This is a genomic window from Nocardia sp. CDC160, from assembly GCF_035818795.1.
Classification (GTDB): Bacteria; Actinomycetota; Actinomycetes; order Mycobacteriales; family Mycobacteriaceae; genus Nocardia.
The window spans coordinates 489591-512030 of the sequence record NZ_JAYKYT010000002.1 but is presented as its reverse complement, the minus strand read 5'-3'; the positions used below and the strand labels follow the sequence as shown (position 1 = coordinate 512030).

The window sequence follows — 22440 nt, the reverse complement described above, 5'->3', positions numbered from 1 at the left end:
ATGTTTGGGCCGGGACCCACCCTGCCGCAGTGGATTCCGGCCAAGAGCGCGCCGGGATGGCGGGGTGGTTGCGGCCACCGCGCCCGGGGAGCGGGGTGGCCGTGACACTCAGGAGTCGAAGCCTAGGCCGGTGTAGTCGAGGGTTTTGAGCCAGAGGTTGCGGCGGCCTTGGTGGGAATCCGCGCGGGCCAGGGACCAGCGGGTGAGGTGGATTCCGGCGGAGCGCAACGGTTCTGGGGGGAGGGGGAGGGGGCGGGAGCGGACCAGGCGGAGGCGGGTGCGTTCGGTGTCCTCGTTCCAGAGTTGGTCGAGCATGACTTCCGCGCCGAAGCGGGTCGCGCCGACACCCAGGCCGGTGTAGCCCGCGGCGTAGACGAGTTTGCCCTTGTAGGCCGAGCCGAAGAAGGCGCAGAAGCGGCCGCAGGTGTCGATGACGCCGCCCCAGCGGTGGGTGAAGCGCAGACCGTCGAGTTGGGGGAAGGTCTGGAAGAAGTGTTGGGCCAGGGTTTCGAAGGTGGCCTCGTTGGATTCCAGGGTGGGCGCGATGCGGTTGCCGAAGTGGTAGATGGCGTCGTAGCCGCCGAACAGGATGCGGTTGTCGCTAGTCAGCCGGTAGTAGTGGAAGCGGTAGGAGGCGTCGCCCAGGCCCATGCGGGTGTGCCAGCCGATGCTGTCGAGCTGTTCGCGGGTGAGCGGCTCGGTCATGAGCGCGTAGTCGTAGACCGGCACCACATGCCGCGACACCTTGGGCACCGGACCCGCGAATGCGCTGGTGCACAACGCGACCCGCGGCGCGCGCACTTCACCGTGCGGTGTGTGCAGCGTCAACGTTCCGCCGCAGGATTTCGAAATCCTTTGCACGGGAGTGCCTTCATAGATCCGCACGCCCAATTCCAAACAGGCGCGCCGCAATCCCCAGGCCAGCCGCGCCGGATCCAGCATGGCGACCCCGTCACGATCCCACCAGCCGCCCAGATACGTGGGTGAGTGCACCATGCCCTGCACCTGTGCCGCGTCCAGCAATTCCGTGCGGTAGCCGAGGGATTCGGCCGCGTCGTGGCTCTCCCGCAGCCATTCGATCTCGTGCGGCGCGGTGGCGACCTCCATCTCACCGGTGCGTTCGAAGTCGCAGTCGATGCCGTAGCGCAGGGTCGCCTTCTCGATATCGTCGAGGTTGCAGCGGCCGAGGCGTTCCAGCTCCCCGATCTCGTCGGGGAAGCGTTCCATGCCATTGGCCAGGCCGTGAGTCAGGCTGGCGGAACAGAATCCGCCATTGCGGCCCGAGGCCGCGTGTCCGCAGAGTCCGGATTCCAGCAGCACCACATCGGTGCCGGGATTGCGTTCCTTGGCCAGCAGCGCGGTCCAGAGTCCGCTGTAGCCGCCGCCGATGACGGCCAGGTCCGCGTCGGTCGCGGTGGTGAGGGGGTCGGTGGGGGTCGGCCGCTCGGGCCGGTCGGTCCAGTACGGCGTCGGCGCTGCGTCTTTCAGGGCCGACGCCCACAGTTTGCTTCCTTTGGCCGACATGGCCGATCAACTCCTTCGCTCCAGCCGTACGCGACGGCACACCTCGGCTCTCGAGGATGGTGGGGGGCTGTCCCGAACCGCGATGCGTCGGAGGCGACGGGCGGTTCGGGATGCGCGAAAGCCGCCGATGGTCACCCGAGATGACCGGTCGGCGGCTTTCGAAGAGTTCAGCTGGTGGCGGCGCGATCGTCGCAGCGGCGGCGCATGCGCAGCTGCCCGGCGATATTCATGGCTGCGTGTCGCAGCCTCGGGTTCAACCCGGCGGTGCGGGTTTCCACGGTCAACCACCTCGGAACGTGATGTGTGCCGTGAGAATAGCTCAAACCCGAAGCGATTACGCGGAGCGGGCGTAACCGTGTCGCCGCCGTTATGCCCCTTGCGCCGTTATGCCGTCAGACGGTGTGCCCGTCGGCGATGGTCAGCGCCTGATCGAGAATCGCGAGTCCCTCCTTGGCCTCGGCTTCGGAAATGGTGCACGGCGGGACCACGTGCAGGCGATTGAAATTCACGAACAGCAGCAGTCCGGCGGCCTTGGCGGCGGCGACGGTCTCGGTCATGGCCGGGCTGCTGCCGCCGTAGGGTGCGAGGGGTTCGCGGGTGGCGCGATCGAGGACCAGTTCGACGGCCCAGAACACGCCCGCGCCCCGGACCTCGCCGATACTCGGGTGCCGCCCGGCCATGTCGCACAGGGTCGGGCCGATGACCCGCTCGCCGATCTCGGCGGCGTTCTCGACAATGCGCTCGTCTCGCATGGCATTGATGGTCGCGACCGCGGCGGCCGTGGCGAGCGGATGCCCGGAGTAGGTGAGCCCGCCCGGATACGGCCGATCGTCGAAGGTGGCCGCGATGTGCGGCGCGATGGCCACGCCGCCGAGCGGCACATACCCGGAGTTGACGCCCTTGGCGAAGGTCAGCAGGTCCGGCACGACCTCGCCCGCGTGCTCGATGGCGAACCATTTTCCGGTGCGCCCGAAGCCGGACATCACCTCGTCGGCGATGAACACGATGCCGTAGCGGTCGCACAGTTCGCGGACCCCGGCCAGGTATCCCGGTGGCGGCACCATGATTCCGGCCGTGCCCGGAATGGATTCCAGAATGATGGCCGCGATGGTGCTCGGCCCCTCGAACACGATCGTCTGCTCGAGGTGTTGCAGCGCGCGTTCGGTTTCCTCGGCCTCGGTGCTGGCGTGGAATTGCGAGCGGTACAGGAACGGCCCGAAGAAGTGCACGACCCCGGCATTGCCGTGGTCATTGGGCCAGCGCCGGGGGTCGCCGGTGAGATTCACCGCGGTCTCGGTGCCGCCGTGGTAGGAGCGGTAGCGCGCGAGCACCTTGTACCGGCCGGTGTGCAGCCGCGCCATGCGCACCGCGTGCTCGACCGCGTCCGCGCCGCCATTGGTGAAGAAGATCCGGTTCAGCTCACCGGGGGTGCGTTCGGCAATGAGCCGCGCGGCCTCCGAGCGGGCGTCGTTCACGAAGGCCGGGCCGATGGTGCACAGCGTGGCCGCCTGCTCCTGAATCGCGGCCACCACCTTCGGATGCTGGTGTCCGATATTGGTGTTCACCATTTGCGAGGAGAAGTCCAGGAGCCGATTCCCCTCGCCGTCCCACACGTAGCAGCCTTGGGCGGCGGTGATCACCATGGGATTCAACGACTTCTGCGCGGACCACGAATGGAAGACGTGCGCGCGATCCAATTCATAGGCGCGGGCGGCTATTTCACGCGCCGCGTCGGGGGTCAAGCCATTGGGCAGTGTCATGGCGATGTCCTTCGAGGATTCAGCGTCAGTGGTTCTGGGGGAAGCCGAGGTTCAGGCCACCGTGGCTCGGATCGAGCCAGCGGGTGGTGACCGCCTTGGTGCGGGTGAAGAAGTGCACGCCGTCGGTGCCGTGCGCGTGCGAATCGCCGAACAGGGAGTTCTTCCAGCCACCGAAACTGTAGTAGGCCATGGGAACCGGGATCGGGACATTGATGCCGACCATGCCGACTTCCACCTCGTTGTGGAAGCGTCGGGCCGCGCCGCCGTCATTGGTGAACAGGGCGGTGCCATTGCCGTAGGGGTTGGCGTTGATGAGGGCCAGCGCGTCGTCGTAGCTCTCGACGCGGACCACCGAGAGGACGGGGCCGAAGATCTCGTCGGTGTAGACGGTCATCTCGGGGGTGACGTGGTCGAGAATCGTTGGGCCGAGCCAGAATCCGTCGGCTTCACCGTCCGCGTCCACCGCGCGGCCGTCGAGTACGACCGTGGCACCGGCGGATTCGCCCGCCGCCACATAGGAGGTCACTTTGTCGCGATGCGCCTGCGTCACCAGCGGGCCCATATCGGTGCCGCGGGTGCCGTCGCCGGTGCGAATCGTCTTGGCGCGCTCGGCGATTCGTGCCACCAGGTCGTCGGCGATGGATCCGACCGCCACCAGCGCGCTGATCGCCATGCAGCGCTCACCGGCTGAGCCGAAGCCCGCGTTCACCGCGGCGTCGGCGGCCAGATCCAGATCGGCGTCCGGCAGCACCACCATGTGGTTCTTGGCCCCGCCCAGCGCCTGCACGCGCTTGCCGTTGGCGGTGCCGTTCTGGTAGACGTACTTGGCGATCGGGGTGGATCCGACGAACGAGATCGCCTTGATGGCAGGGTTTTCCAGCAGTTCGTCCACCGCGACCTTGTCGCCCTGCACCACATTGAACACGCCGTCGGGCAGTCCGGCCTCCTGCCACAGCTCGGCCATCCACAGCGACGGCGACGGGTCCTTCTCGCTGGGCTTGAGCACCACGGTGTTTCCGGCCGCGATGGCGAGGGGGAAGAACCACATGGGGACCATGGCCGGGAAGTTGAAGGGCGAGATGATCGCCACCGGGCCCAGGGCCTGGCGCACCGAGAAGATGTCGACCTTGGTCGAGGCGTTCTCGGTGTAGCCGCCCTTGAGAAGATGCGGTATGCCGCAGGCGAACTCGACGATCTCCAGGCCGCGGGTCACCTCGCCGAGGGCGTCGCTGAGCACCTTGCCGTGTTCGGCGGTGATCAGCGCGGCCAGTTCCTCCTTGCGCTCGTTGAGCAGTTCGCGGAAGCGGAACAGGACTTGGGTGCGCTTGGCCAGGGAGGAGTCGCGCCAGGCCGGGAAGGCGGCCACGGCGGCGTCGACCACCGTGCGCACGTCGGCGGCCGAAGCCAGGGCGACCTGTCCGGTCACCACGCCCGTCGCGGGATTGGTGACCGGCGCGGTCGCCGTGGAGGAACCGGCGAAGGGTTTGCCGTCGAGCCAGTGGGCGATGGTCTGCATGTGTCCTCGATTCCTCTGATGCTGTGCTGCCGTCCCTACTGTGCGGCATTACCCGCCGGTTGACGCCCGACAAAATGTCCGTGGTTTCGCGTTTCGTTTTACACTTCGTCGATGCACCTCAGCGTTGCCGACGTCGTAGCCATGCCCGTTGTCCAGGCCGGGCAGCCCGAGCTCGCGGGCGGCGGCAGCCTGGATCGGCCGGTGCGGTGGGTGCACGTGAGCGAGCTGCCGGACGTTGCCGAACTCTTGGTCGGGCGGGAATTGATCCTCACCACCGGCCAGGCGCTGGCCGGTTCCGACGCGGCCACCGTCGCCTATCTGGAATCCCTGGCGGCCGCCGGGGTTTCGGGTCTGGTCGTCGAATTGGGCACCTACGTGCGGAGATTGCCGCCGGTGGTGGTGCGCACGGCCGACCGCCTGGGCCTGCCGGTGATCGCGCTGCACCGGGTGGTGCGCTTCGTGGAGATCACCGAGGCGGTCCACCGCGTGATCGTCGCCGACCAATACGCGGAACTGGAATTCGCCCGCACCGTCCACGAAACCTTCACCGCCCTCAGCGTCCGCCGCGCCTCCCTCGCCGAAATCGTGAAAACAGCTGCCGGAATGCTGGACACCTCGATAGTCCTCGAAGACCTAACCCACCGCGTCCTAGCCCTAACCGCCCGCCACACCACCACCCCCGCCCTCCTCGACCACTGGGAAACCACCTCCCGCCTCCTCCCCGACACCGACCCGAACGTAGTTCCGGTAGGCCCACACACCCAACGCTGGGGCCGCCTCATCCTCCGCCCACCCACAGCTGGCGACGTGCGTTCCGGTTCCAACGGGGGTGGCGATGGGCGTTCCGCCGGGGCTGGTGGTGGGCGTTCTGCCGGGAGTGGCGATAGGCGTTCCGCCGGGGGTGGCGAGGGTCGTTCTGTTGGGGGCGGCAATGCGCGGGCTCGCATGGTGCTCGAGCGGGCCGCGCAGACACTGACGTTGCATCGCATGGTGGAGCGCGATCGCTTTGGGCTGCATCGCCAAGCCCAGACCGGGCTCATCGACGATATGGTGACCGGCCGAGTCACGGACGAGCGTGAGGCGGCCGCCCTGGCCGCCGCGCTCGGTCTGGCGCGCCGCGCCCGTTATGTCCCGCTCGCCGTGGATATCGCCGCCGCGGCGGAGTCGGATCCCGTTGCCCAGCAACGCCGCACGGCCGCGCTGCTCGACGCCACCCTGCATGGCGTGGCCCTGGCCAAGGCGACCGCCCTCGCCGCCCCCGACCACGGCACCCGAATCACCCTGGTACTAGCCATCTCCCGCACCGGCGACCTCGACACCGCCCTCACAACGGCCTGTTCCGCGATCCTCGCCGAAATCCGCCGCGTCCCCGGCGTGGATCGCGCCGTCATCGGCACGGCCGCCGAATCCGACTCCCTCCTCGACACCGCCCGCGAACTAGCCCAGGCCGCCCACGTCGCGGAAGTGGCTCTCTCCCTGGCCCCCTCGACCCCCCGCCCCTTCTACCGCAGCGGCGACATCCGCCTGCGCGGCCTCCTCTCCCTCATCCGCGACGAGCCCGGCGTCCAACGCTTCGCCGAAACCGAACTCTCCGCCCTCCTCCGCCACGACATCCGCAACTCGACGGACCTCACCCCCACCCTCCGCAGCTTCCTAGACCTGGCAGGCAACAAAACCGAACTAGCCAAACGCCTCAACATCAGCCGCCCCACCCTCTACGACCGCCTCTCCCGCATAGAACGAATCCTCGCCATAGACCTGGACAACGGCGAAACCCGCACCTCCCTCCACACCGCCCTCCTAATCCGCGACCTCCTCCCCACCCCCCGCTAACCCACGAGCATGCAATTCAGCAGCCATCGCCCGAGAAGACCCCTGCCAGAATGCATGTTCGTGGGGGAGTGGGTGGTTGCTGACCCACGAGCATGCAATTCAGCAGGCATCGGCCGAGAAGAGTCCTGCCGGAATGCATGTTCGTGGGGGGAGTGGCTGGCTGCTGACCCGCGAGCACGTAATTGAGCAGGCATCGGCCGAGAAGGCCGCTGCCAGAATGCATGTTCGTGGGGGAGTGGGTGGTTGCTGACCCACGAGCATGCAATTCAGCAGGCATCGGCCGAGAAGAGTCCTGCTCACTTGCATGCTCGTCGGCGCGAGTGGTCGGCTGAGAAGCGCCGTGCCATGGGGATGCACGCGGGCGGGTGTGGTCGGTCGAGAAGCGCCGTGGCACGGGGATGTTCGTGGGCGGGCGTGGTCTGCTGAGGAGGACCGTGTGGTGGTGGCATGGTTGTGGGCGGGAGGGGCGGGGCGAGGGGGTGGGGGCGGGCATACTGCTGGCGTGGAGTTTGGGATCTTGGGGGCGGTTGAGGCTTGGCGGGGGGATGGGAGGCCGTTTCCGGTTGGGGGGCCGCAGGTGCGGGCGTTGTTGGGGGCGCTTGCGGTAGAGGCGGGGCGGGTGGTGGGGCGGGAGCGGTTGATCGATGGGTTGTATGGGGAGCGGGCGGCGGGGGATGTGGGGCATGCGTTGCAGTCGCAGGTTTCTCGGCTGCGGAGGGCTTTGAAGAGTGGGCTGGGGGAGGGGGAGTTCGTCGAATCGAGCGGTGCGGGTTATCGATTGGCCGTTCCGGCGGAGGCGGTGGACGCGCATCGGTTCGCCCGGTTGGCGGAGCTGGGGCGGAAAGCGTTGCGGGACAATGATCCCGCCGCCGCGCTGCCGCTACTGGATCAGGCCTTGGCGCTGTGGCGCGGTCCCGCCCTGGCCGATGTGCGTGATGCGCCTTTCGCCGAGGCCCAGGCCGCCCGCCTGGACGAGGCGCGTTTGGCCGCCGAGGAGGATCGGGCCGAGGCAGCCTTGGCTGTCGGTGAGCCGGACGCCGTCCTGGGCGCGCTATCGGAATTGGTTGCCGCCCATCCACTTCGGGAACGAGCCCGCGCCCTGCTCATGCGCGCCCTCTACGCGGCGGGCCGCCAGGCTGAAGCCCTGGAGTGCTTCGAACGCGGCCGCCGCCTCCTCGCCGACGAACTCGGCACCGACCCCTCCGCCGACCTCATGGCCGCCCACTTCGCCATCCTCCGCGCGGACGAGCTCCCCCCGCCCTCGACCCGCCGCCTCCCCACCCCCCTCACCAGCTTCATAGGCCGCGAACCCGAACTCTCCGAACTGCTCCCCCTCCTGTCCCAATCCCGCCTCGTCACCTTGGTAGGCCCCGGCGGCACCGGCAAAACCCGCCTAGCCCTCGCCGCCGCCTCCCGCCTACGCGGCGAAACCTGCTTCATCGACCTGGCCCCCCTCACCGACGGAACTCAAATTCCGCAAGCCGTAGCCGCCGCCCTTGGCGAAGCCGTCGGCGGCGCGATCTCCGCGTTCGGGGTCAGCGACACCCCGAGCGACCACATGGGCTCGGTCGGCGGTGGTGGCGCAGCGGGGAGCGGCATGCTCTCTGCCGAGCGCGGTGGCGTGGGCGCTGTGAGAAGTGGCGTGACCTCTGCCTGGAGAGACGGTGTGGGCGCTGCGGTGAGGGGCGGCATGACCTCGGCTGGGAGCAGCGGCATCGACTCTGCCGGGAGGGGCGGTATGGCCTCAGCGGGGGCCGGGGGAATGGGCTCGACGGGAAGCGGCGCGGATGGCGCTACGGCAGATGGGGCTGGTGCGGTGACAGGTGGTGAGCGGGGCCAGTATTCGGGGGACGGGCGCGAGGTTGAGCGGCGGTTGCGGACCATGTTGGGGGATCGGCGGATTGTGCTCGTTCTGGACAATTGTGAGCAGGTGGTTCTCGAGGCGGCGCGGTTTGCGCATCGGCTGTTGGTGGATTGTCCGGGTGTGCGTGTGTTGGCCACCAGTCGCGAGGCCTTGCGGATTACCGGCGAATCCGTGTTTGTCGTACCGCAGTTGCCGCTTGCCAGCCCGGATTCGCCACTTGCCGAACAGCTTTCCGGTCCGGCGGTGCGGCTGTTCGCGGATCGCGCGTCGGCCGTCTGTCCCGGCTTCACCGTTGACGCGGGCACCATCGGCATGGTGGCCAGAATCTGTGCCCGCCTGGACGGTTTGCCGCTGGCTATCGAACTGGCCGCCGCGCGGCTGCGGACACTCGATCTGCCCGAGATCGATGCGCGACTGTCCGATCGCTTCCGTCTGCTCGCCCGGGGCGACCGCACCGCAGAGCCCCGCCATCAGACCCTGCAGGCAGTGGTCGCCTGGAGCTGGGACCTGCTGGATTCGAGCGAACAGCAACTGGCGCAACGCTTCTCGGTCTTTGCGGGTGGTGCGACCGCAGCGGCCGCCCGGCAGATCTGCGGTCTCGACGATATCGACGACCTCCTGGCCGACCTGGTCGACAAATCGCTGCTGAACGTCGGCCAGGGGCGCTACCGGATGCTCGAAACCATCCGCGAATTCGCCCGGCAGCGGTCCCTCGAATCCGGTGACCACGAGACCACTCGCCGCGCCCACGCCGAGTACTTCACCACCCTCGCCGAGACCTCGGATCCCTTGCTGCGCGGCCCATCCCAACTCGACCACCTCACGCGCCTGGCCGCCAACCACGACAACATCCAAGCGGCCCTGCACTGGTCCGTCGAAGCCGACCCCGCCCTCGCCACCCGCCTCATAGCCGCCCAAGCCTGGTTCTGGTGGCTCACCGGCCGTCCCGGTGACGCACCGGAGCTGGCGAGAAGCCTGCTGCCCGTACTTAATTCGACTGTCCATACCGACGCGGAGCGGTATGCGTTGTGCGTCGCGGTGGCGGCGCGGGGGCGGGCGGATTTGGGTTCGGAGGTCGAGCGCGCCGCTGCTGGGCTCGCGGCGCTGAAAGAGCCGCTGCGGCAACCACATGTGATCCTGCTGCTCGCACTGGCCGGTGGGATGGTGCCCGGCGATCCGGCGAGGCTGCGGCGGCTGTTCGGACCCGACGCGTGGTCGCAGGCCTTCCTGCGCCTGGGCGAGGGCCTCGGCCTGTTCATGTCGGGCAAGATCGCGGAGTCCGAACCCGAATTCGCGGCGGCGCTAGCGGGTTTCCGAGCGACCGGGGACCGGTGGGCCATTGCCGCGAGCCTCGACAAACTGGCCGCGGTAGCCGAGCGGCAGGGAGATCGATCCACCTCGCTGGCATTGATCGACGAGGCCATCGCGGTGAACACCGACCTGGGCTGGGTCGCCGACACGGCCGACCTGCTGACCCGGCGCGGCGATATCCGCCTCGGCGGCGAGGGCGACCACCGCGACATCGAGGCGGCCCGCGCAGACTACGAGCGTGCCGCCGAACTGGCCCGCACCCACGGCGCGACCGACATGCACGCCAACGCCCTCCGCGGCTTGGGCGACGTGGCCCGAATCCAAGATCCCCCCGCCGCCCGCGCGTATTACGCAGCTGTACTGGACATCCCAGTCGACGGCTCGCCCACTCTGGCCGAGGCACACGAGGCCGCCCGCCGCGGTCTCGCCCTACTCGACCAGGCGTGATCAGCGATCACTAGCTCGGGTTCGAGCGCCCGCTCGAGCGTGATCGGTGGTCGCCAGAGTGGGTTCGGGCGTGGTTGGTCGGGGCTAATCGGCGGTCGAGTCTCGGGTGCAAGATTGATCGGGTAGTGGCTGGTCAGGGCCTTGGCGAGGTGATGGTGAGGGTTTGGTGAGGGGGGTTGGCGAAGGTTGGGGCATGAGCAATACACAGCAGTTCGCCAACAAGACCGTTTTGATCTCTGGGGCTAGCGTTGCCGGTCCGGCGCTTGCCTTTTGGCTGCGGGAGTACGGGTTCAGCGTGACCGTGGTGGAGCAGGCTCCCGCGCTGCGGGAGGGTGGGTACAAGGTGGATATTCGTGGGGTCGCCATGGAAGTCATCGATCGGATGGGGCTGTCGGATGAGATTCGCAAGGCGTCGACCGATATGCGGGGCGGGGCCTGGGTCGACGAGACGGGAAGGCGCTGGCCACCCTCGGCCCGGATCTGATCGGCATGCGCTCGCCCGGAGACGACGAGGTCCTGCGCGGGGATCTGGCGCGAATCCTGTTCGACGCCACCAAGAGTGGCATCGAGTACCGCTTCGGGGATTCCATTACCGGGCTGGTCGAGCACTCCGACGGCGTCGAGGTGCGCTTCCGCAATGCCGCGCCCCGCGTCTTCGACCTGGTGATCGGCGCGGACGGCATGCATTCCACCGTGCGCCGCAGCGTCTTCGGCCCCGAGGAGCGGTTCGCCCGCCACACCGGCATGGCCGCCTGCGTCATCTCGGTGCCCAACTACCTGGACCTCGACCACTGGGAGCTGCTGCACGCCACCCCCGGCCATGTGGTGCAGGTCTACAGCACCCAGCAGTCGGCGGCCAAGGCGCAGTTCATCTTCCCCGCTCCCGAGCAGCTGCCCGACCGTCGCGATATTGCCGCCCAGCAGCGCCTGGTGGCCGAGGCCTTCGCCGACGGCGGCTGGGAGGTCGCGAACCTCCTGCGCGCCATGCCGGATTCGCCGGACTTCTACTTCGACACGGTGAGCCAGATCCACCTGGAGCGCTGGTCGCGCGGCCGCGTCGCCCTCGTGGGTGACGCCGCCTACTGCCCGTCCCCGCTCTCGGGGCAGGGCACCAGCATGGCCCTGGTCGGCGCGTACGTGCTCGCCGGTGAACTGCGCGCCGCCGCGGGCGATCACCACGTCGCCTTCGCCGCCTACCAGGACCGCCTGCGCGACTACATCGACGCCAACCTGACCCTGGGCTGGAACAACGCCACCCAGATGGTCGCCGGTGACGCCAAGGCCCTACGCATGCAGACCACCATGCTCAAGATGCTGCGCTACCTGCCGTGGAAGGGGTTGGCGATGCGCCCCATCATCAAGCCGATCGAGAAGGCCGCCAACGCCATTCGACTGCGGACGTACTGAACTACCCCCGAGGTAGGCCCCGGGTATTACCCGGGGCGGCGGGTTTTCGGTCTCCGGGTGGATCCCCGATGTGCGCGAATGCCGTTCGATGGGACTCTCGAGGCATTCGGCTCGAACCGCGAAAGGAACCGGTGCACGTGAACATCGCCGTAGTGACCACCTGGGTCTGGCTGGCCTTCGAAATCGCCCTGCGCGTGCGAGACCGCGTGCGCGGCACCGGCTCCACCGCTGGTGACGGCAAAACCCGCCTCGCCATCATGCTGCTGGTGGCGGGTTCCATGATCCTCGCCAACGTGGTGGTCGTTTTCCTGCCGTCCGACAGCCCCTTGCGTTTTCCGGGCCCCGCCCTCCTGTGGCAGGTCATCGGCGTCGCCCTCATGTGGCTCGGCCTGGTGATCCGGGCCTGGGCGATCGCGGTGCTGGGCAAGCACTTCCGCACCACCGTCGAGGTGGATGCCGATCAGCCGGTCATCAGCCACGGCCCCTACCACTGGGTCCGCCACCCCTCCTACACCGGCGTCCTGCTCATCACCTTCGGTTTCGGCATCGCCACCGCGACGTTCCCGTCGCTGCTCCTGACCACCCTGGTCCCCACCTACGCCTTCCTCCGCCGCATCGATCTGGAGGAGAAGACCCTGGTCGCGACGCTCGGCGCACCGTACGAGACCTACCGCATGGCCACCAAGCGCCTGGTCCCCGGCGTGTACTAGGCGGGATCGGCCCCCATCGGATTGGGATAGGGCACCTCGCCGCTCCGCACGACCGCGCGGGCGGCGGGGGTCAGGATCGAGAGGGTTTCGACCATGCCCGGGACGTCGCGATAGGCCGTCATGGCCAGGGCGTCGGTGCGCGCCTCGATGTGCTGCCGCAGCGCCCGCCCGGCGTCGGTGAGGCCGTCGGCATCCAGGAGTCCACGCCCCCGCAGCCGCTCTCGCGCCGCCTGCCAATCGGTTTCGCTCCACCCACGATTGTCGCGCCACAGCTGCTCGGGCGCCCCGGTCGAGGCCGAGAACAGCACATGCGCCTCGCACCCGTCGATGCCCTCGCTCAACAGACACGCCACATGCCCGTCACCGCGATGCTCCCGCAGCGCGGTGGCCGCCTGCCAGAGCGCGTGCACCGCGTCGCCCGGGGTCGGCAGATCGCGATTGGCGGCGAAGAGCGGACGGCCCGGCGCGGGCGCGGCGGCAATGGCCTCGTACAGGTGCGGGACGGCACGGGCGGCGATGACGGCGATGTCCGGCACCACGTTTCGCAGCACCGCGGCCGCCGCGATGGTCCGGGTCGCGATGACCGCGTCCGGTGTGGCGAAACCCCAGGCGTCGGGAATGGCCCGCCGAATCATGGCCGGATGGAAGTTGTAGAACGCGGCTTCCACCACCGACGGCCCCACCGCGCCCAAGGGTGCCGAGCGCGCCGCGAAATATCCCATCCAGAATCCCCGGAGTCCGACGGCCTTATTGGCGGCAATGCAGTCGGCGGCGAAATACGTGACGGCGTGCAGCGGCTCCAGTACGCGCCACATGTCGCGGGCGAACGCGTTGTCCATAGGCCCACCCTAGCGACTGAGTTCAGCGAACTGAAGCCAGGATGGTTGGTATCTGCTGGTAACCCCAATTCATATCGAGGCAACAATCGGAACCGCACAATTCCTCCCATGACCGACACGCAAGCCCGGTCGGCCTACGGTGACAAGGTGATCGCCGTAGAGCCCGGCGGTGACGATTACATTCCCGAGGACGCCCGGCACGGCACGCCGCGAAAACTGTTCTGGACGTGGATGTCTCCGAACATGGAATTCGCGACGGTGTTCGTGGGCGTGCTCGCGGTCACCGCCTACGGCATGAATTTCTGGCAGGCGAGTCTGGGCTTGGCGCTCGGGCTGGGGCTCGGGGCGGCGGCGCACTATTTGCTGTCGGTGCGCGGCCCGCTGCACGGGGTTCCGCAAATGGTGTTGGGGCGCTTGGCGTTCGGCTATCGCGGCAACACGCTTCCGGCCGCGTTCATGTCGGTCATGTGCGGTGTCGGCTGGTTCGCCACCAACTCGGTGAGCGGCGCGTTCGCGCTCAACTCCTTGACGGGACTGCCGAAGGTGCCCGCGCTGCTGGTGATCGTGGTGGCGCAGACGGCCTTCGCGTTCTTCGGCCACAATCTGGTGCAGGCGTTCGAGCGAATCGCCTTCCCGCTGTTGGCGATCGTGTTCGCGCTGGTGACCGTGGTGATCTTCAGCAAGGCGTCGCTGGGCGCGCCCGCACCGGCCGGTGGCATGGGCGGCCTGGGTGGTTTCCTGCTGACCGTCGGCACCGCCTTCGGCTACGGCGCGGGCTGGAATCCCTACGCGGCGGACTACTCTCGCTACCTGCCCGCCTCGTCCTCCAAGCTCGCGACCGGCGGATACGCCTCGGCCGGGCTGTTCCTGTCCTGCTTCTGGCTGTCCGTGGTCGGCGCGGCGTCGGCGACCGTGGCGAGCACGGCGCAGGGCAGCCCCACCGATGTGTTCACCGCCAACCTGCCCACGGTCCTGAAGGATCTGACGCTGCTGGCCATCGCGGTCGGTGCGGTGGCGGCCAATGCGCTCAATGTGTATTCGGGCGCAATGGCTTTCGTCACCATGGGATTCCGATTCTCGGTGCGCGCGCAGCGGGCGGTGGTGTCGGTGGCGTTCGGGGTGATCGGATTCCTGGTCGCCTGGTGGGCGCTGCCGGACGCGGCGGCCAGCTACGAGGGCTTCCTGTTGATCGTGGCGTACTGGATCGGGCCGTGGCTGGGTGTGGTGTTCGCCGACGAGTATTTGCGGCGCGGTCAGCGCATCGACCATCTGCTCTACGACCGGTCCTACGCCAATTGGGGCGGCGTGGCGGCCTTCCTGATTGGGCTGGTCGTGTCGGTGGCACTGTTCTCCAATCAGGAGAAGTTCATCGGACCCATCGCGAAGGCGGTGCCGCAGCTGGGTGACATCACCTTCTTCGTCGGGTTCCTGCTCTCCGGCGCGGCCTATCTGGTGCTCGTGCGGTCCCGGATTTCGCGCGCGGCGGTGGCAGCATGATCGGCATGATCAATGCACAGGATCTGCTGGTCACCGCCTATGAAGAGGCACTGCTCGGGCTGCGCGAGGGTGGGATTCCCATCGGCGCGGCGCTGTTCGATTCGAGCGGGAACCTGCTCGGGCGCGGCCACAATCGGCGCGTCCAGAACGACGATCCCAGCGTGCACGCCGAGACCGATGCCTTCCGCAATGCGGGGCGACGGCGGGACTACCGCGACACCATCATGGTCACCACGCTCTCGCCCTGCTGGTATTGCAGCGGTCTGGTGCGGCAGTTCGGGATCGGCGCGGTGATCGTGGGTGAATCGCGCACCTTCACCGGCGGCCACGATTGGCTTGCCGCGCACGGGGTTTCGGTCACCGTGCTGGACGACCCGGCATGCGTGGACATGATGACCCGCTTCATCGCGGAACGACCGGAGCTGTGGAACGAGGACATTGGAGTGGCGGAATGACCCCCATCGCGACCGTCGACCTGGACCGCTGGCGCGCGGGCGGCGAGTCCGCCGCGGCGGTGCTGCGCGAGGTGGACGAGGGCATGCAGCGCGCCGGATTCCTGCTGGTGCGCGGACACGGTGTGCCGGAAGGACTTCCGGCCGCCCTGCGCGCGGCGGCCCGCCGGTTCTTCGCGCTGCCGGAGACGGTCAAACAGCGCTACGCGGTATCGGTCGGTGGACGCGGGTGGATCGGACCCGGGCTCGAGGCCAACGGCTACGCCGAAGGCACCGAAACCCCACCGGATCTCAAGGAGACCTTCGCCATCGGCGCGGACACCCGCACCGGCGACGCTCTGGTCGATGACGTCTGGTTCCTCGACAATGTCTGGCCCGCCGAGGTGAGCGAACTCCGTGAGCTGTTCCTCACCTACACCGCCGCCATGCGCGTGCTCTCCGACGAACTGCTGGCGCTGTTCGCCGAGGCATTGTCCTTGCCCCACAACCCCTTCCAAGGGTTGGCCAGCCGTCCCACCTGGACGTGCAATATCAACTGGTACCCACCCCTGTCCGAGGTGGGCCCGCCCGAGCCCGGCCAGTTCCGCATCGGCCCCCACACCGACTTTGGAACCGTGACCGTGCTCGACCGCGAACCGGGAGCGGGCGGCCTGCAGGTCTACACCGAGGACGGCGGCTGGGAGGACGCCCCCTACGACCCCGCCGCCCTCACCGTCAATATCGGTGACCTGCTGGCCTATTGGAGCGCCCAACGCTGGCCCGCGGGCCGCCACCGCGTCCTCCCACCCCAGGAATCCGCCCCCGAAGAAGACCTGATCTCCCTCATCTACTTCTACGAACTAGACCACGACGCCCAGGTGACACCCCTCGCCCCACCCATCGGACGCCTGGAAAACCTCCCCCCGGTCATCTCCGCGGACTTCCTCCGCACCCGCCTCGACGCCATCACCCTCGGCTGAAACATCAGCCCCGCCAAGAGATCCGGCGACCCCAGTCCACCCGGCGAGTTCCCACGGCCGTCGTACGTCGGCGGCCGTGGGGGCGATCCCCTTGGTTAGACGGTTGCTTCAGCGCTCTTCGGTGCTATATCCGCTGTGGCACTGGCGGTTCCCCGCGCCGAGCCGCGCAGGCTGAGGGTGAGCAGGCCGAAGGACACGACCACCAGGCCCGCGCCGATCCAGCCCAGCGAGCCCGCGCCCCACCATTGCACGCCGAGGCCGCCCGCTGCGCCGCCGAGGGCGATGCCGAAGTACTGGGCGGAGGCGTTGAGGCCCAACAGAAGTGGGGAGCCCTGTGGGGAGAGTTCCACCAGGCGGTGTTGCTGTGCGACGGCCCAGATCCAGCCGGGGATGCCGAAGGCGATGCACCAGGCGATGGCGGTGGGGAAGTGCTGGCCCGACGCCTGGACCAGGGCCAGGACGATGATCGCGCCGATCAGGGTGAAGGGCATGATCTTTCGGGAGCCGAGGCGGTCGACGAGGCGGCCGCCGAGGGTGCTGCCGACCACCGCGGTGAAGCCGTAGACCCACAGGAGGATGGTGAAGCGGGTCGTGCTGTCGCCGGTGGCGGGGTGCATGGCCGCCGCGAGATAGGTGTAGACGGTGAACATGCCGCCGAACAGCAGGACCGCGTGCAGCAGGCCGGTGGCAATCGTCCTGTCGCGCAAGGGCATCAAGCGGTCGCGCAGCCGCGCGGGCGCGGGCAGGTGGACCGCCGGGACGATCACCGCGACGCTGATCAGCGCCACCGCGCCCAGCACCGCCACCAGCCACAGGGTGGCCCGCCAGCTGATCGCGCCGCCGATCCAGGAGCCGATGGGCACGCCCAGCGCGGTGGCCACGGTCAGTCCGCCGATCACCACCGAGATGGCCCGCCCGCGTCGTTCGGGTGGCGTGAGCGCGGCGGCCACAGCCGTGGCGTTCGGCGTGTACATCGACGCGCCCGCGGCCGCGATCACCCGCGAGGCCAGCACCAGCGCGAAGGCCCCGGCCAGCGCGGTCACCACATTGCCGAGCACGAACAGCGAAAGGGCTATGAGCAGCACCCTTTTCCGGGACAGCCGCGCGGTCGCGGTGGCCAGGACCGGCGACAGGATCGCGTAGGACAGCGCGAAAACGGTGACGAGTTGCCCGGCCGCCGAGGTCGACACGCCGAGGTCCTTGGACACGGGCGTGACCAGTCCGGCGGTGACGAAGGCGTCGATCCCGATGGCAAATGTCCCCAGCGCCAAGGTAATCAGTCGAGAGTTCACCCGAGTCTCCTCGTGGAGGGTGAGCGGGAATCCGCATTGGTTTGACGATCGTCATACTATGAATACGGTTCGATAGATGTCAAACAATCCAACAGTTGCTAGGGTGACGCCATGCGGTACCTGCCCCAACCCGCCACCGGCGACATCGAATTCGTCGCCGTCATGCACGCCCTCTCCGACCAGGTGCGCCTGCGCCTGCTGGATCGTCTCTCCGACGACCAGGAACACGCCTGCGCGGCCGCCGCCGAGGGCATCGAAGTCCACAAATCCACCATGTCCCACCACTTCCGAGTCCTCCGCGAATCCGGCCTCATCTCCACCCGCCAAGACGGCCGCAACCGCTTCGTCAGCCTCCGCCGAGACGACCTCAACACCCGCTTCCCGGGAGTGCTGGACGCCGCCCTGAGCGCCGCCTCGGCCCTCCCGCAGGAGGTATGACGCCGCAGGTGCTAGGTGCGGGATGCCGAGGTGAGGTGCCGGGAGGGCGGATCTCGCGGGGCGATCGCGAGGGCGAATCCCGCCGTCGTGCGGGCGGGAACATCGGCGGGTTGAGGCGCGTTGGCAGCGGGCATGACGACGCTTGGATTGATCGGGAGTGGGAATATCGGCGGCACGCTGGCCAGGTTGGCCGTGGCCGCGGGGATCGATGTGGTGCTCAGCAATTCGCGAGGGCCGGAGACGTTGGCGGATCTGGTGGCCGAGTTGGGGGAGCGGGCTCGGGCCGCGACGCCCGCGGAGGCCGCCGCGGCCGGGGACATCGTCGTGGTGACGGTGCCGTTGAAGGCATATCGGCAGGTGCCGGTCGAGCCATTGGTCGGCAAGGTGGTCATCGACACCAACAACTACTATCCGGGGCGCGATGGCGAGATCGGTGAGTTGGAAGCGGGCGGGGTGACGAGTTCCGAACTGCTGCAACGGCATTTGCCGCGCTCACGGGTCGTGAAGGCGTTCAACAACATCTTCTTCAAGCACCTGGCCACCCTGGCCCGCCCGGCCGGTGCCGCCGACCGCACCGCCCTGCCCATCGCGGGCGACGACACCGAGGCGAAAAAGGCCGCGGCGGAACTCATCAACGCCCTCGGCTACGACACCGTCGATATCGGCGCACTCGCCGACAGCTGGCGCACCCAACCCGACACCCCCGTCTACGGCACCCCGTACGGCGCCGCCGAACCCTTCTTCGAACACGAGGGCGCACCCGTCGACGCGGCCACCATCCGCAAACTGGTCGACTCCGCCGAACGCTGAATCAGCCTTGGCCCTGGTCGGCCCGGCATCGAGCGGGCCTGGCCGTCCTGGCATCAGGCGGCTCCGACCCTGGTCGCCCCGGCTGCTCTTGGCCGGGATCCACTCTGCCGCAGTGGATTCCGACCAAGGGCGGGCCGGAATGACCGGGGTTGGGCCGGATGACGGGGCGGGGTCGAGAAGGATTGTGGTGCAGGGGTATTCGAGCGGGGCGACGGTGTCAGCGCCGTCGCCCGGCCAATGCCGTCAGTCGTTGCAGATGGCGGTGCGCACGAGGTACGAATCGGGGTACCACAGGGCCGAGCTCTCCGCCTCGGAGGGAGTGGCTCCGTAGCCGCCGGTGTACTTGTTCATCGAGTTCGAGAATGCCGCCGCACCGCAGCCGGTGAAGGTGGTGATGGTGGAGCAGCTGGCTCGGCCGCACTTGTCGATGGCGGCCTGGCTGGCCTGACCCTCGGTGTCGTAGTTCCAGGCCCAGCCCAGATCGCCATTGTCCGACACCGCGATCGCGCCCCACGACGCGGGCGCGGCCTGCGCCGGGGCGGTGGGCAGCACCACGGCGGCGGTGGCGAAGGCGAGGCCGGACAGGGCGAACAGAGTCTTGCGCATGTTGTTCCTAGCGTTGATCGAAATCGCGCGCGCACCCGTCAGGGTGGGTGCGAGCGTCCTTGTCGCACTCATGATCGATGGGTTTCGACGACGCGTTAACCCCGGGGAACCGCTGGGGCGCAGGAACTTCCGATAATCGCTGTTCAGTGCTTGGAACCGGCGGCGAGATCGGCCCACCGGTTGGCGAGCAGCGTGTAGCCGGGCAGCTCCGCGGTGGACTGCGAGGATTCGTAGATGCGCTCGTAGCCGGTGCTCGCGATCCGCCACACGCCGTCCTCGCGGCGGTAGGTGTCGTTGTAGTAGGCGGCACCGCGGATCAGCAGCCCGTAGTCGGCGGCGATCACCGTGTCCTCCATGCACCAGCTGCCCGTGGCGGTGTCGCCGTCGACGGTGATCTCCGGGTGGTTGGCGACATGCACGGTAATGATGTTGGCGTTCAGCGCATTGCGCATGAACTCGACGATCTGATCGCGGCCGTGGAACTCGGCGGGCAGCCCGCCCGAGGGTGACCCGTACTTGCCGACGATGTCCTCGCACAGCGTGTCGGCGAATTCGTCCCACTGCTTCAGATCCAGGCTGCGCAGGTAGCGGTACTTGAGTTGGCGAATCGCCTCGAGTGCTTCGAAATCCATCACCGCAATGTAACCGAATCGGACGTGTACCTACCAAGCATTTGCTACGTTCTCGACATGATTTCCACCCTGGTCTGGGGTACGGGCAATGTCGGCCGTGCCGCTATCCGGGCCGTCGCCGCCCATCCCGGGCTGGCACTGACCGGTGTCCTGGTCCACAACCCGGCCAAGGTCGGCCGCGACGCCGGTGAATTGGCCGGTCTGGACACCGAATTGGGAATCACCGCCACCGCCGATATCGACGCCGCCCTGGCCGCCGGACCCAGAGCCGTGGTGTACGCCGCCTCCGGCGATATCCGCCCCGACGACGCCCTCGCCGATATCGAACGCGCCCTGAGCGCGGGAGCCGTGGTCGTCACCCCCGCCCTCTACGCGCTCTACGACCACCGCAGCGCCCCCGCCGAACTGCGCGACCGCGTCGAGAAGGCCGCCCTCGACGGCGGCGGTGCCCTGTTCGTCTCGGGCATCGATCCGGGCTGGGGCAATGACATCATGCCGCTGCTCATGAGCGGACTCGGCAGCACCCTCGACGTCCTGCGCTGCCAGGAGATCTTCGACTACACCACCTACGACCAGCCCGATTCGGTGCGCTACCTGGTCGGCATGGGTCAGCCCATGGACTACCAGCCGCCCATGCTCGCACCCACCATTCCAACCATGGTGTGGGGCGGGCAGATTCGTCTCATCGCCCGCGGACTCGGCGTGCCGCTCACCGATATTCGCGAGGTGGTGGAGCGGCGCGCCCTCGACCACACCGTCGAGACCGAACGCATGGGCACCTTCGACGCGGGCACCCAGGGCGCGGTCCGCTTCGAGGTGCAGGGCATCGTCGACGGCAGCCCGCGCATTGTCATCGAACACGTCACCCGCATTCACGCCAGCTGCGCACCGGACTGGCCGCAGCCGCCCGGCGGCGCGGGCGCGCACCGCGTGCTGATCGAGGGCCGCCCCCGCATCGAGATCACCGTCCAGGCCACCGACGAGGACGGCAATCACTCGGCGGGCGGAAACGCCACGGCCGTGGGCAGATTGGTGAACGCCATCCCGTGGCTGGCCGCCGCCGAGCCCGGACTCTACGACGCCCTCGACGTCCCGCTGCCCTTCGGCACGCTCGGGAAGCAGTGACCTCTGATCTCAGGGATATTCACAAGGAGTACGGCATGATCATCGACATCCCCGAGGGCAAGGACCCCATCGGCTACGTCTGGGGCGAAATGGTTCCCGGCATCGGCGTGGCCGCCTCCAACTTCTCCCTGGCCGTCTATTCCCACTCCACCCTGGGCCTGCGCGAATTCGAGGCCGCGCGACTGCGCATCGCCCAGATCAACGGCTGCCTGTTCTGCCTGGACTGGCGCACGGACCGCAATGGCGAGACGGTCGAAGAGTCCTTCGCCGACGACGTAACCCATTGGCGCACAACCGAAAACTTCGACCCCCGCACCCGCATGGCCGCCGAATACGCCGAACTGTACGCCCTCGACCACCACGCACTCGACGACGAATTCTTCGACCGCATGAAGCAGCTCTACACCGACACCGAAATCGTGGAACTCTCCATGTGTCTGGGCTCCTGGCTAGCCTTCGGCCGCCTCAACCACGTCCTCGGCCTCGACGCCGTCTGCGTCCTCCCGGGCCACACCGCCCAATAGCGTTCCGCCTGCGGCCCCGTGACCGGAGTTATTCCGGTCACGGGGCCGAGCCTTGTCCGGGCCCGCCCCCGGGAGTACTCTGGCCAGAGTAATGCAGATACTCTGGACAGAGTAATTGGAGGTGAGCGTGGGCGCGCAGCGGGCGTTCCGTCGGGTCAATCCCCTGGCCTTGGCCGTGCTGATGGTGCTCTGGGAGCGGCCCATGCACCCGTATCAGATCTCGCAGACGCTCAAGCAGCGCGGCAAGGAGGGGAGCGTCCGGATCAACTTCGGTGCGCTGTACCCGGCGGTGGAATCGCTGCTCAAGCAGGGGTTCATCGAGGTCGTGGGTGCCGAGCAGAACGGGAACCGGCCCGCGCGCACGGTGTATCGGCTCACCGCGGCCGGGGCCGCGGAGGCTCGGGATTGGATGCGCGAGTGGCTGTCGGAACCGCAGAAGGAGTATCCGCGGTTCATGGCCGCGCTGTCGTTTCTGCCCGCGGTCGGTCCGGAGGAGGCCGTCGCACTGCTGCGGCATCGGGTCGCCATGCTGGACAAGGAGATGGCCGAACTCGAGGAGCTGGTCGCGCCCGCGCGCCCGTGGCTGCCCGAGTTACTGCTCGTCGAGAGCAATTACGAGGCCCGCATGCTCGAGGCCGAGCGGGACTTCGTGATCGAACTGGCCGACCGCATCGAATCCGGTGCGCTGGGCGGCCTCGACGCCTGGCGGCAAATCACCGAGTTGGCCTCCCAGTACCCCGACGGCGGGGTGCCGCCGGAAGTGAGCGACAAATTCTTCGAGGATTGGGGGATGCCGAGACCACCCGAATGAGCAATCAGCCCGAGAACAACGGAAGCCCGGGTGCGCCAACACCCGAGCCTCCGCCGAATCCGAACGACCGACGGCGAACCGCC

20 protein-coding genes are annotated in these 22440 nt (G+C 68.2%); 13 read left to right on the top strand and 7 right to left on the bottom strand.

Annotated elements, in window-relative coordinates; genetic code table 11:
• Nucleotides 1–108 precede the first annotated feature (108 nt).
• From VMT40_RS09805 to VMT40_RS09795, 3 genes are all read right to left on the bottom strand, one after another.
• The gene (locus tag VMT40_RS09805) at nucleotides 109–1524 is read right to left on the bottom strand and encodes an NAD(P)/FAD-dependent oxidoreductase (RefSeq protein ID WP_326357669.1); all 1416 of its coding nucleotides are present in this window, start codon (nucleotides 1522–1524) and stop codon (nucleotides 109–111) included.
• Between the two features lie 392 nt (nucleotides 1525–1916).
• Nucleotides 1917–3284 (bottom strand): aspartate aminotransferase family protein, encoded by a 1368-nt coding sequence (locus tag VMT40_RS09800; RefSeq protein ID WP_326357668.1) that lies wholly within the window; start codon nucleotides 3282–3284, stop codon nucleotides 1917–1919.
• 25 nt (nucleotides 3285–3309) lie between these two features.
• Complete coding sequence (locus tag VMT40_RS09795; protein ID WP_326357667.1) at nucleotides 3310–4800, bottom strand: CoA-acylating methylmalonate-semialdehyde dehydrogenase; 1491 nt, start codon at nucleotides 4798–4800, stop codon at nucleotides 3310–3312.
• A 111-nt stretch (nucleotides 4801–4911) separates the two neighbouring features.
• On the opposite strand from VMT40_RS09795, the gene VMT40_RS09790 reads away from it, so the two are divergent.
• The 5 genes from VMT40_RS09790 (at nucleotide 4912) to VMT40_RS09770 (ending at nucleotide 12372) form a co-directional block, all read left to right on the top strand.
• Nucleotides 4912–6633 (top strand): PucR family transcriptional regulator, encoded by a 1722-nt coding sequence (locus tag VMT40_RS09790; protein ID WP_326357666.1) that lies wholly within the window; start codon nucleotides 4912–4914, stop codon nucleotides 6631–6633.
• Nucleotides 6634–7210: 577 nt separating this feature from the next.
• Nucleotides 7211–10255 (top strand): BTAD domain-containing putative transcriptional regulator, encoded by a 3045-nt coding sequence (locus VMT40_RS09785; RefSeq protein WP_326357665.1) that lies wholly within the window; start codon nucleotides 7211–7213, stop codon nucleotides 10253–10255.
• A 193-nt stretch (nucleotides 10256–10448) separates the two neighbouring features.
• Nucleotides 10449–10739 (top strand): FAD-dependent monooxygenase, encoded by a 291-nt coding sequence (locus VMT40_RS09780; protein ID WP_326357664.1) that lies wholly within the window; start codon nucleotides 10449–10451, stop codon nucleotides 10737–10739.
• Between the two features lie 5 nt (nucleotides 10740–10744).
• Complete coding sequence (locus VMT40_RS09775; protein ID WP_326357663.1) at nucleotides 10745–11662, top strand: FAD-dependent monooxygenase; 918 nt, start codon at nucleotides 10745–10747, stop codon at nucleotides 11660–11662.
• A 137-nt stretch (nucleotides 11663–11799) separates the two neighbouring features.
• Nucleotides 11800–12372: a methyltransferase family protein gene (locus VMT40_RS09770; protein WP_326357662.1), complete on the top strand. Its 573-nt coding sequence runs from the start codon at nucleotides 11800–11802 to the stop codon at nucleotides 12370–12372.
• Here the strand turns inward: VMT40_RS09770 and VMT40_RS09765 are convergent.
• Entirely contained in the window at nucleotides 12369–13211 is an 843-nt protein-coding gene (locus VMT40_RS09765; RefSeq protein WP_326357661.1) for an SCO6745 family protein, read from the bottom strand. The genes VMT40_RS09770 and VMT40_RS09765 overlap by 4 nt on opposite strands.
• Before the next feature lie 108 nt (nucleotides 13212–13319).
• Here VMT40_RS09765 and VMT40_RS09760 point away from each other — a divergent pair, with 108 nt between their 5' ends.
• From VMT40_RS09760 to VMT40_RS09750, 3 genes are read left to right on the top strand one after another with little or no spacing between them, the layout of a single operon-like run.
• Nucleotides 13320–14708 carry a purine-cytosine permease family protein gene (locus VMT40_RS09760; protein WP_326357660.1) on the top strand — a complete coding sequence of 463 codons (1389 nt, stop codon included), beginning with the start codon at nucleotides 13320–13322 and terminating at the stop codon, nucleotides 14706–14708.
• Between the two features lie 5 nt (nucleotides 14709–14713).
• On the top strand, nucleotides 14714–15163 hold the full coding sequence (locus tag VMT40_RS09755; RefSeq protein WP_326357659.1) for a nucleoside deaminase: 450 nt from the start codon (nucleotides 14714–14716) through the stop codon (nucleotides 15161–15163).
• Nucleotides 15160–16119: an isopenicillin N synthase family dioxygenase gene (locus VMT40_RS09750; protein WP_326357658.1), complete on the top strand. Its 960-nt coding sequence runs from the start codon at nucleotides 15160–15162 to the stop codon at nucleotides 16117–16119. The genes VMT40_RS09755 and VMT40_RS09750 overlap by 4 nt, the downstream gene beginning before the upstream one ends.
• A gap of 95 nt (nucleotides 16120–16214) precedes the next feature.
• On the opposite strand, the gene VMT40_RS09745 is transcribed toward VMT40_RS09750, so the two are convergent.
• Nucleotides 16215–17411, bottom strand: a complete 1197-nt coding sequence (locus tag VMT40_RS09745; protein ID WP_326357657.1) for an MFS transporter — start codon at nucleotides 17409–17411, stop codon at nucleotides 16215–16217.
• A gap of 111 nt (nucleotides 17412–17522) precedes the next feature.
• Between VMT40_RS09745 and VMT40_RS09740 the strand changes: the two genes are divergently transcribed.
• Both VMT40_RS09740 and VMT40_RS09735 read left to right on the top strand, forming a co-directional pair.
• Nucleotides 17523–17849, top strand: coding sequence for an ArsR/SmtB family transcription factor (locus VMT40_RS09740; protein WP_326357656.1), 327 nt, complete (start codon nucleotides 17523–17525; stop codon nucleotides 17847–17849).
• Between the two features lie 132 nt (nucleotides 17850–17981).
• Nucleotides 17982–18659 carry an NADPH-dependent F420 reductase gene (locus VMT40_RS09735; protein ID WP_326357655.1) on the top strand — a complete coding sequence of 226 codons (678 nt, stop codon included), beginning with the start codon at nucleotides 17982–17984 and terminating at the stop codon, nucleotides 18657–18659.
• Nucleotides 18660–18902: 243 nt separating this feature from the next.
• Here the strand turns inward: VMT40_RS09735 and VMT40_RS09730 are convergent, their stop codons facing one another.
• Complete coding sequence (locus VMT40_RS09730) at nucleotides 18903–19265, bottom strand: DUF4189 domain-containing protein (protein WP_326357654.1); 363 nt, start codon at nucleotides 19263–19265, stop codon at nucleotides 18903–18905.
• A gap of 143 nt (nucleotides 19266–19408) precedes the next feature.
• A complete protein-coding gene (locus tag VMT40_RS09725) occupies nucleotides 19409–19897 on the bottom strand; it encodes a nuclear transport factor 2 family protein (protein WP_326357653.1) in 489 nt (162 codons plus the stop codon).
• Between the two features lie 57 nt (nucleotides 19898–19954).
• Between VMT40_RS09725 and VMT40_RS09720 the strand changes: the two genes are divergently transcribed.
• The 3 genes from VMT40_RS09720 to VMT40_RS09710 all read left to right on the top strand — a co-directional run bounded on the left by VMT40_RS09720 (nucleotide 19955) and on the right by VMT40_RS09710 (nucleotide 22357).
• Nucleotides 19955–21022: an NAD(P)H-dependent amine dehydrogenase family protein gene (locus tag VMT40_RS09720; protein ID WP_326357652.1), complete on the top strand. Its 1068-nt coding sequence runs from the start codon at nucleotides 19955–19957 to the stop codon at nucleotides 21020–21022.
• A 35-nt stretch (nucleotides 21023–21057) separates the two neighbouring features.
• The gene (locus VMT40_RS09715) at nucleotides 21058–21546 is read left to right on the top strand and encodes a carboxymuconolactone decarboxylase family protein (protein WP_326357651.1); all 489 of its coding nucleotides are present in this window, start codon (nucleotides 21058–21060) and stop codon (nucleotides 21544–21546) included.
• Between the two features lie 121 nt (nucleotides 21547–21667).
• On the top strand, nucleotides 21668–22357 hold the full coding sequence (locus VMT40_RS09710) for a PadR family transcriptional regulator (protein ID WP_326357650.1): 690 nt from the start codon (nucleotides 21668–21670) through the stop codon (nucleotides 22355–22357).
• Nucleotides 22358–22440: the final 83 nt, after the last annotated feature.

Coding starts and splice junctions, on each gene's coding strand:
- VMT40_RS09805 (WP_326357669.1), bottom strand. CDS start 1,524: ATGTCGGCCAAAGGAAGCAAACTGTGGGCGTCGGCCCTGAAAGACGCA.
- VMT40_RS09800 (WP_326357668.1), bottom strand. CDS start 3,284: ATGACACTGCCCAATGGCTTGACCCCCGACGCGGCGCGTGAAATAGCC.
- VMT40_RS09795 (WP_326357667.1), bottom strand. CDS start 4,800: ATGCAGACCATCGCCCACTGGCTCGACGGCAAACCCTTCGCCGGTTCC.
- VMT40_RS09790 (WP_326357666.1), top strand. CDS start 4,912: ATGCACCTCAGCGTTGCCGACGTCGTAGCCATGCCCGTTGTCCAGGCC.
- VMT40_RS09780 (WP_326357664.1), top strand. CDS start 10,449: ATGAGCAATACACAGCAGTTCGCCAACAAGACCGTTTTGATCTCTGGG.
- VMT40_RS09775 (WP_326357663.1), top strand. CDS start 10,745: ATGCGCTCGCCCGGAGACGACGAGGTCCTGCGCGGGGATCTGGCGCGA.
- VMT40_RS09765 (WP_326357661.1), bottom strand. CDS start 13,211: ATGGACAACGCGTTCGCCCGCGACATGTGGCGCGTACTGGAGCCGCTG.
- VMT40_RS09760 (WP_326357660.1), top strand. CDS start 13,320: ATGACCGACACGCAAGCCCGGTCGGCCTACGGTGACAAGGTGATCGCC.
- VMT40_RS09755 (WP_326357659.1), top strand. CDS start 14,714: ATGATCAATGCACAGGATCTGCTGGTCACCGCCTATGAAGAGGCACTG.
- VMT40_RS09750 (WP_326357658.1), top strand. CDS start 15,160: ATGACCCCCATCGCGACCGTCGACCTGGACCGCTGGCGCGCGGGCGGC.
- VMT40_RS09740 (WP_326357656.1), top strand. CDS start 17,523: ATGCGGTACCTGCCCCAACCCGCCACCGGCGACATCGAATTCGTCGCC.
- VMT40_RS09735 (WP_326357655.1), top strand. CDS start 17,982: ATGACGACGCTTGGATTGATCGGGAGTGGGAATATCGGCGGCACGCTG.
- VMT40_RS09730 (WP_326357654.1), bottom strand. CDS start 19,265: ATGCGCAAGACTCTGTTCGCCCTGTCCGGCCTCGCCTTCGCCACCGCC.
- VMT40_RS09725 (WP_326357653.1), bottom strand. CDS start 19,897: ATGGATTTCGAAGCACTCGAGGCGATTCGCCAACTCAAGTACCGCTAC.
- VMT40_RS09720 (WP_326357652.1), top strand. CDS start 19,955: ATGATTTCCACCCTGGTCTGGGGTACGGGCAATGTCGGCCGTGCCGCT.
- VMT40_RS09715 (WP_326357651.1), top strand. CDS start 21,058: ATGATCATCGACATCCCCGAGGGCAAGGACCCCATCGGCTACGTCTGG.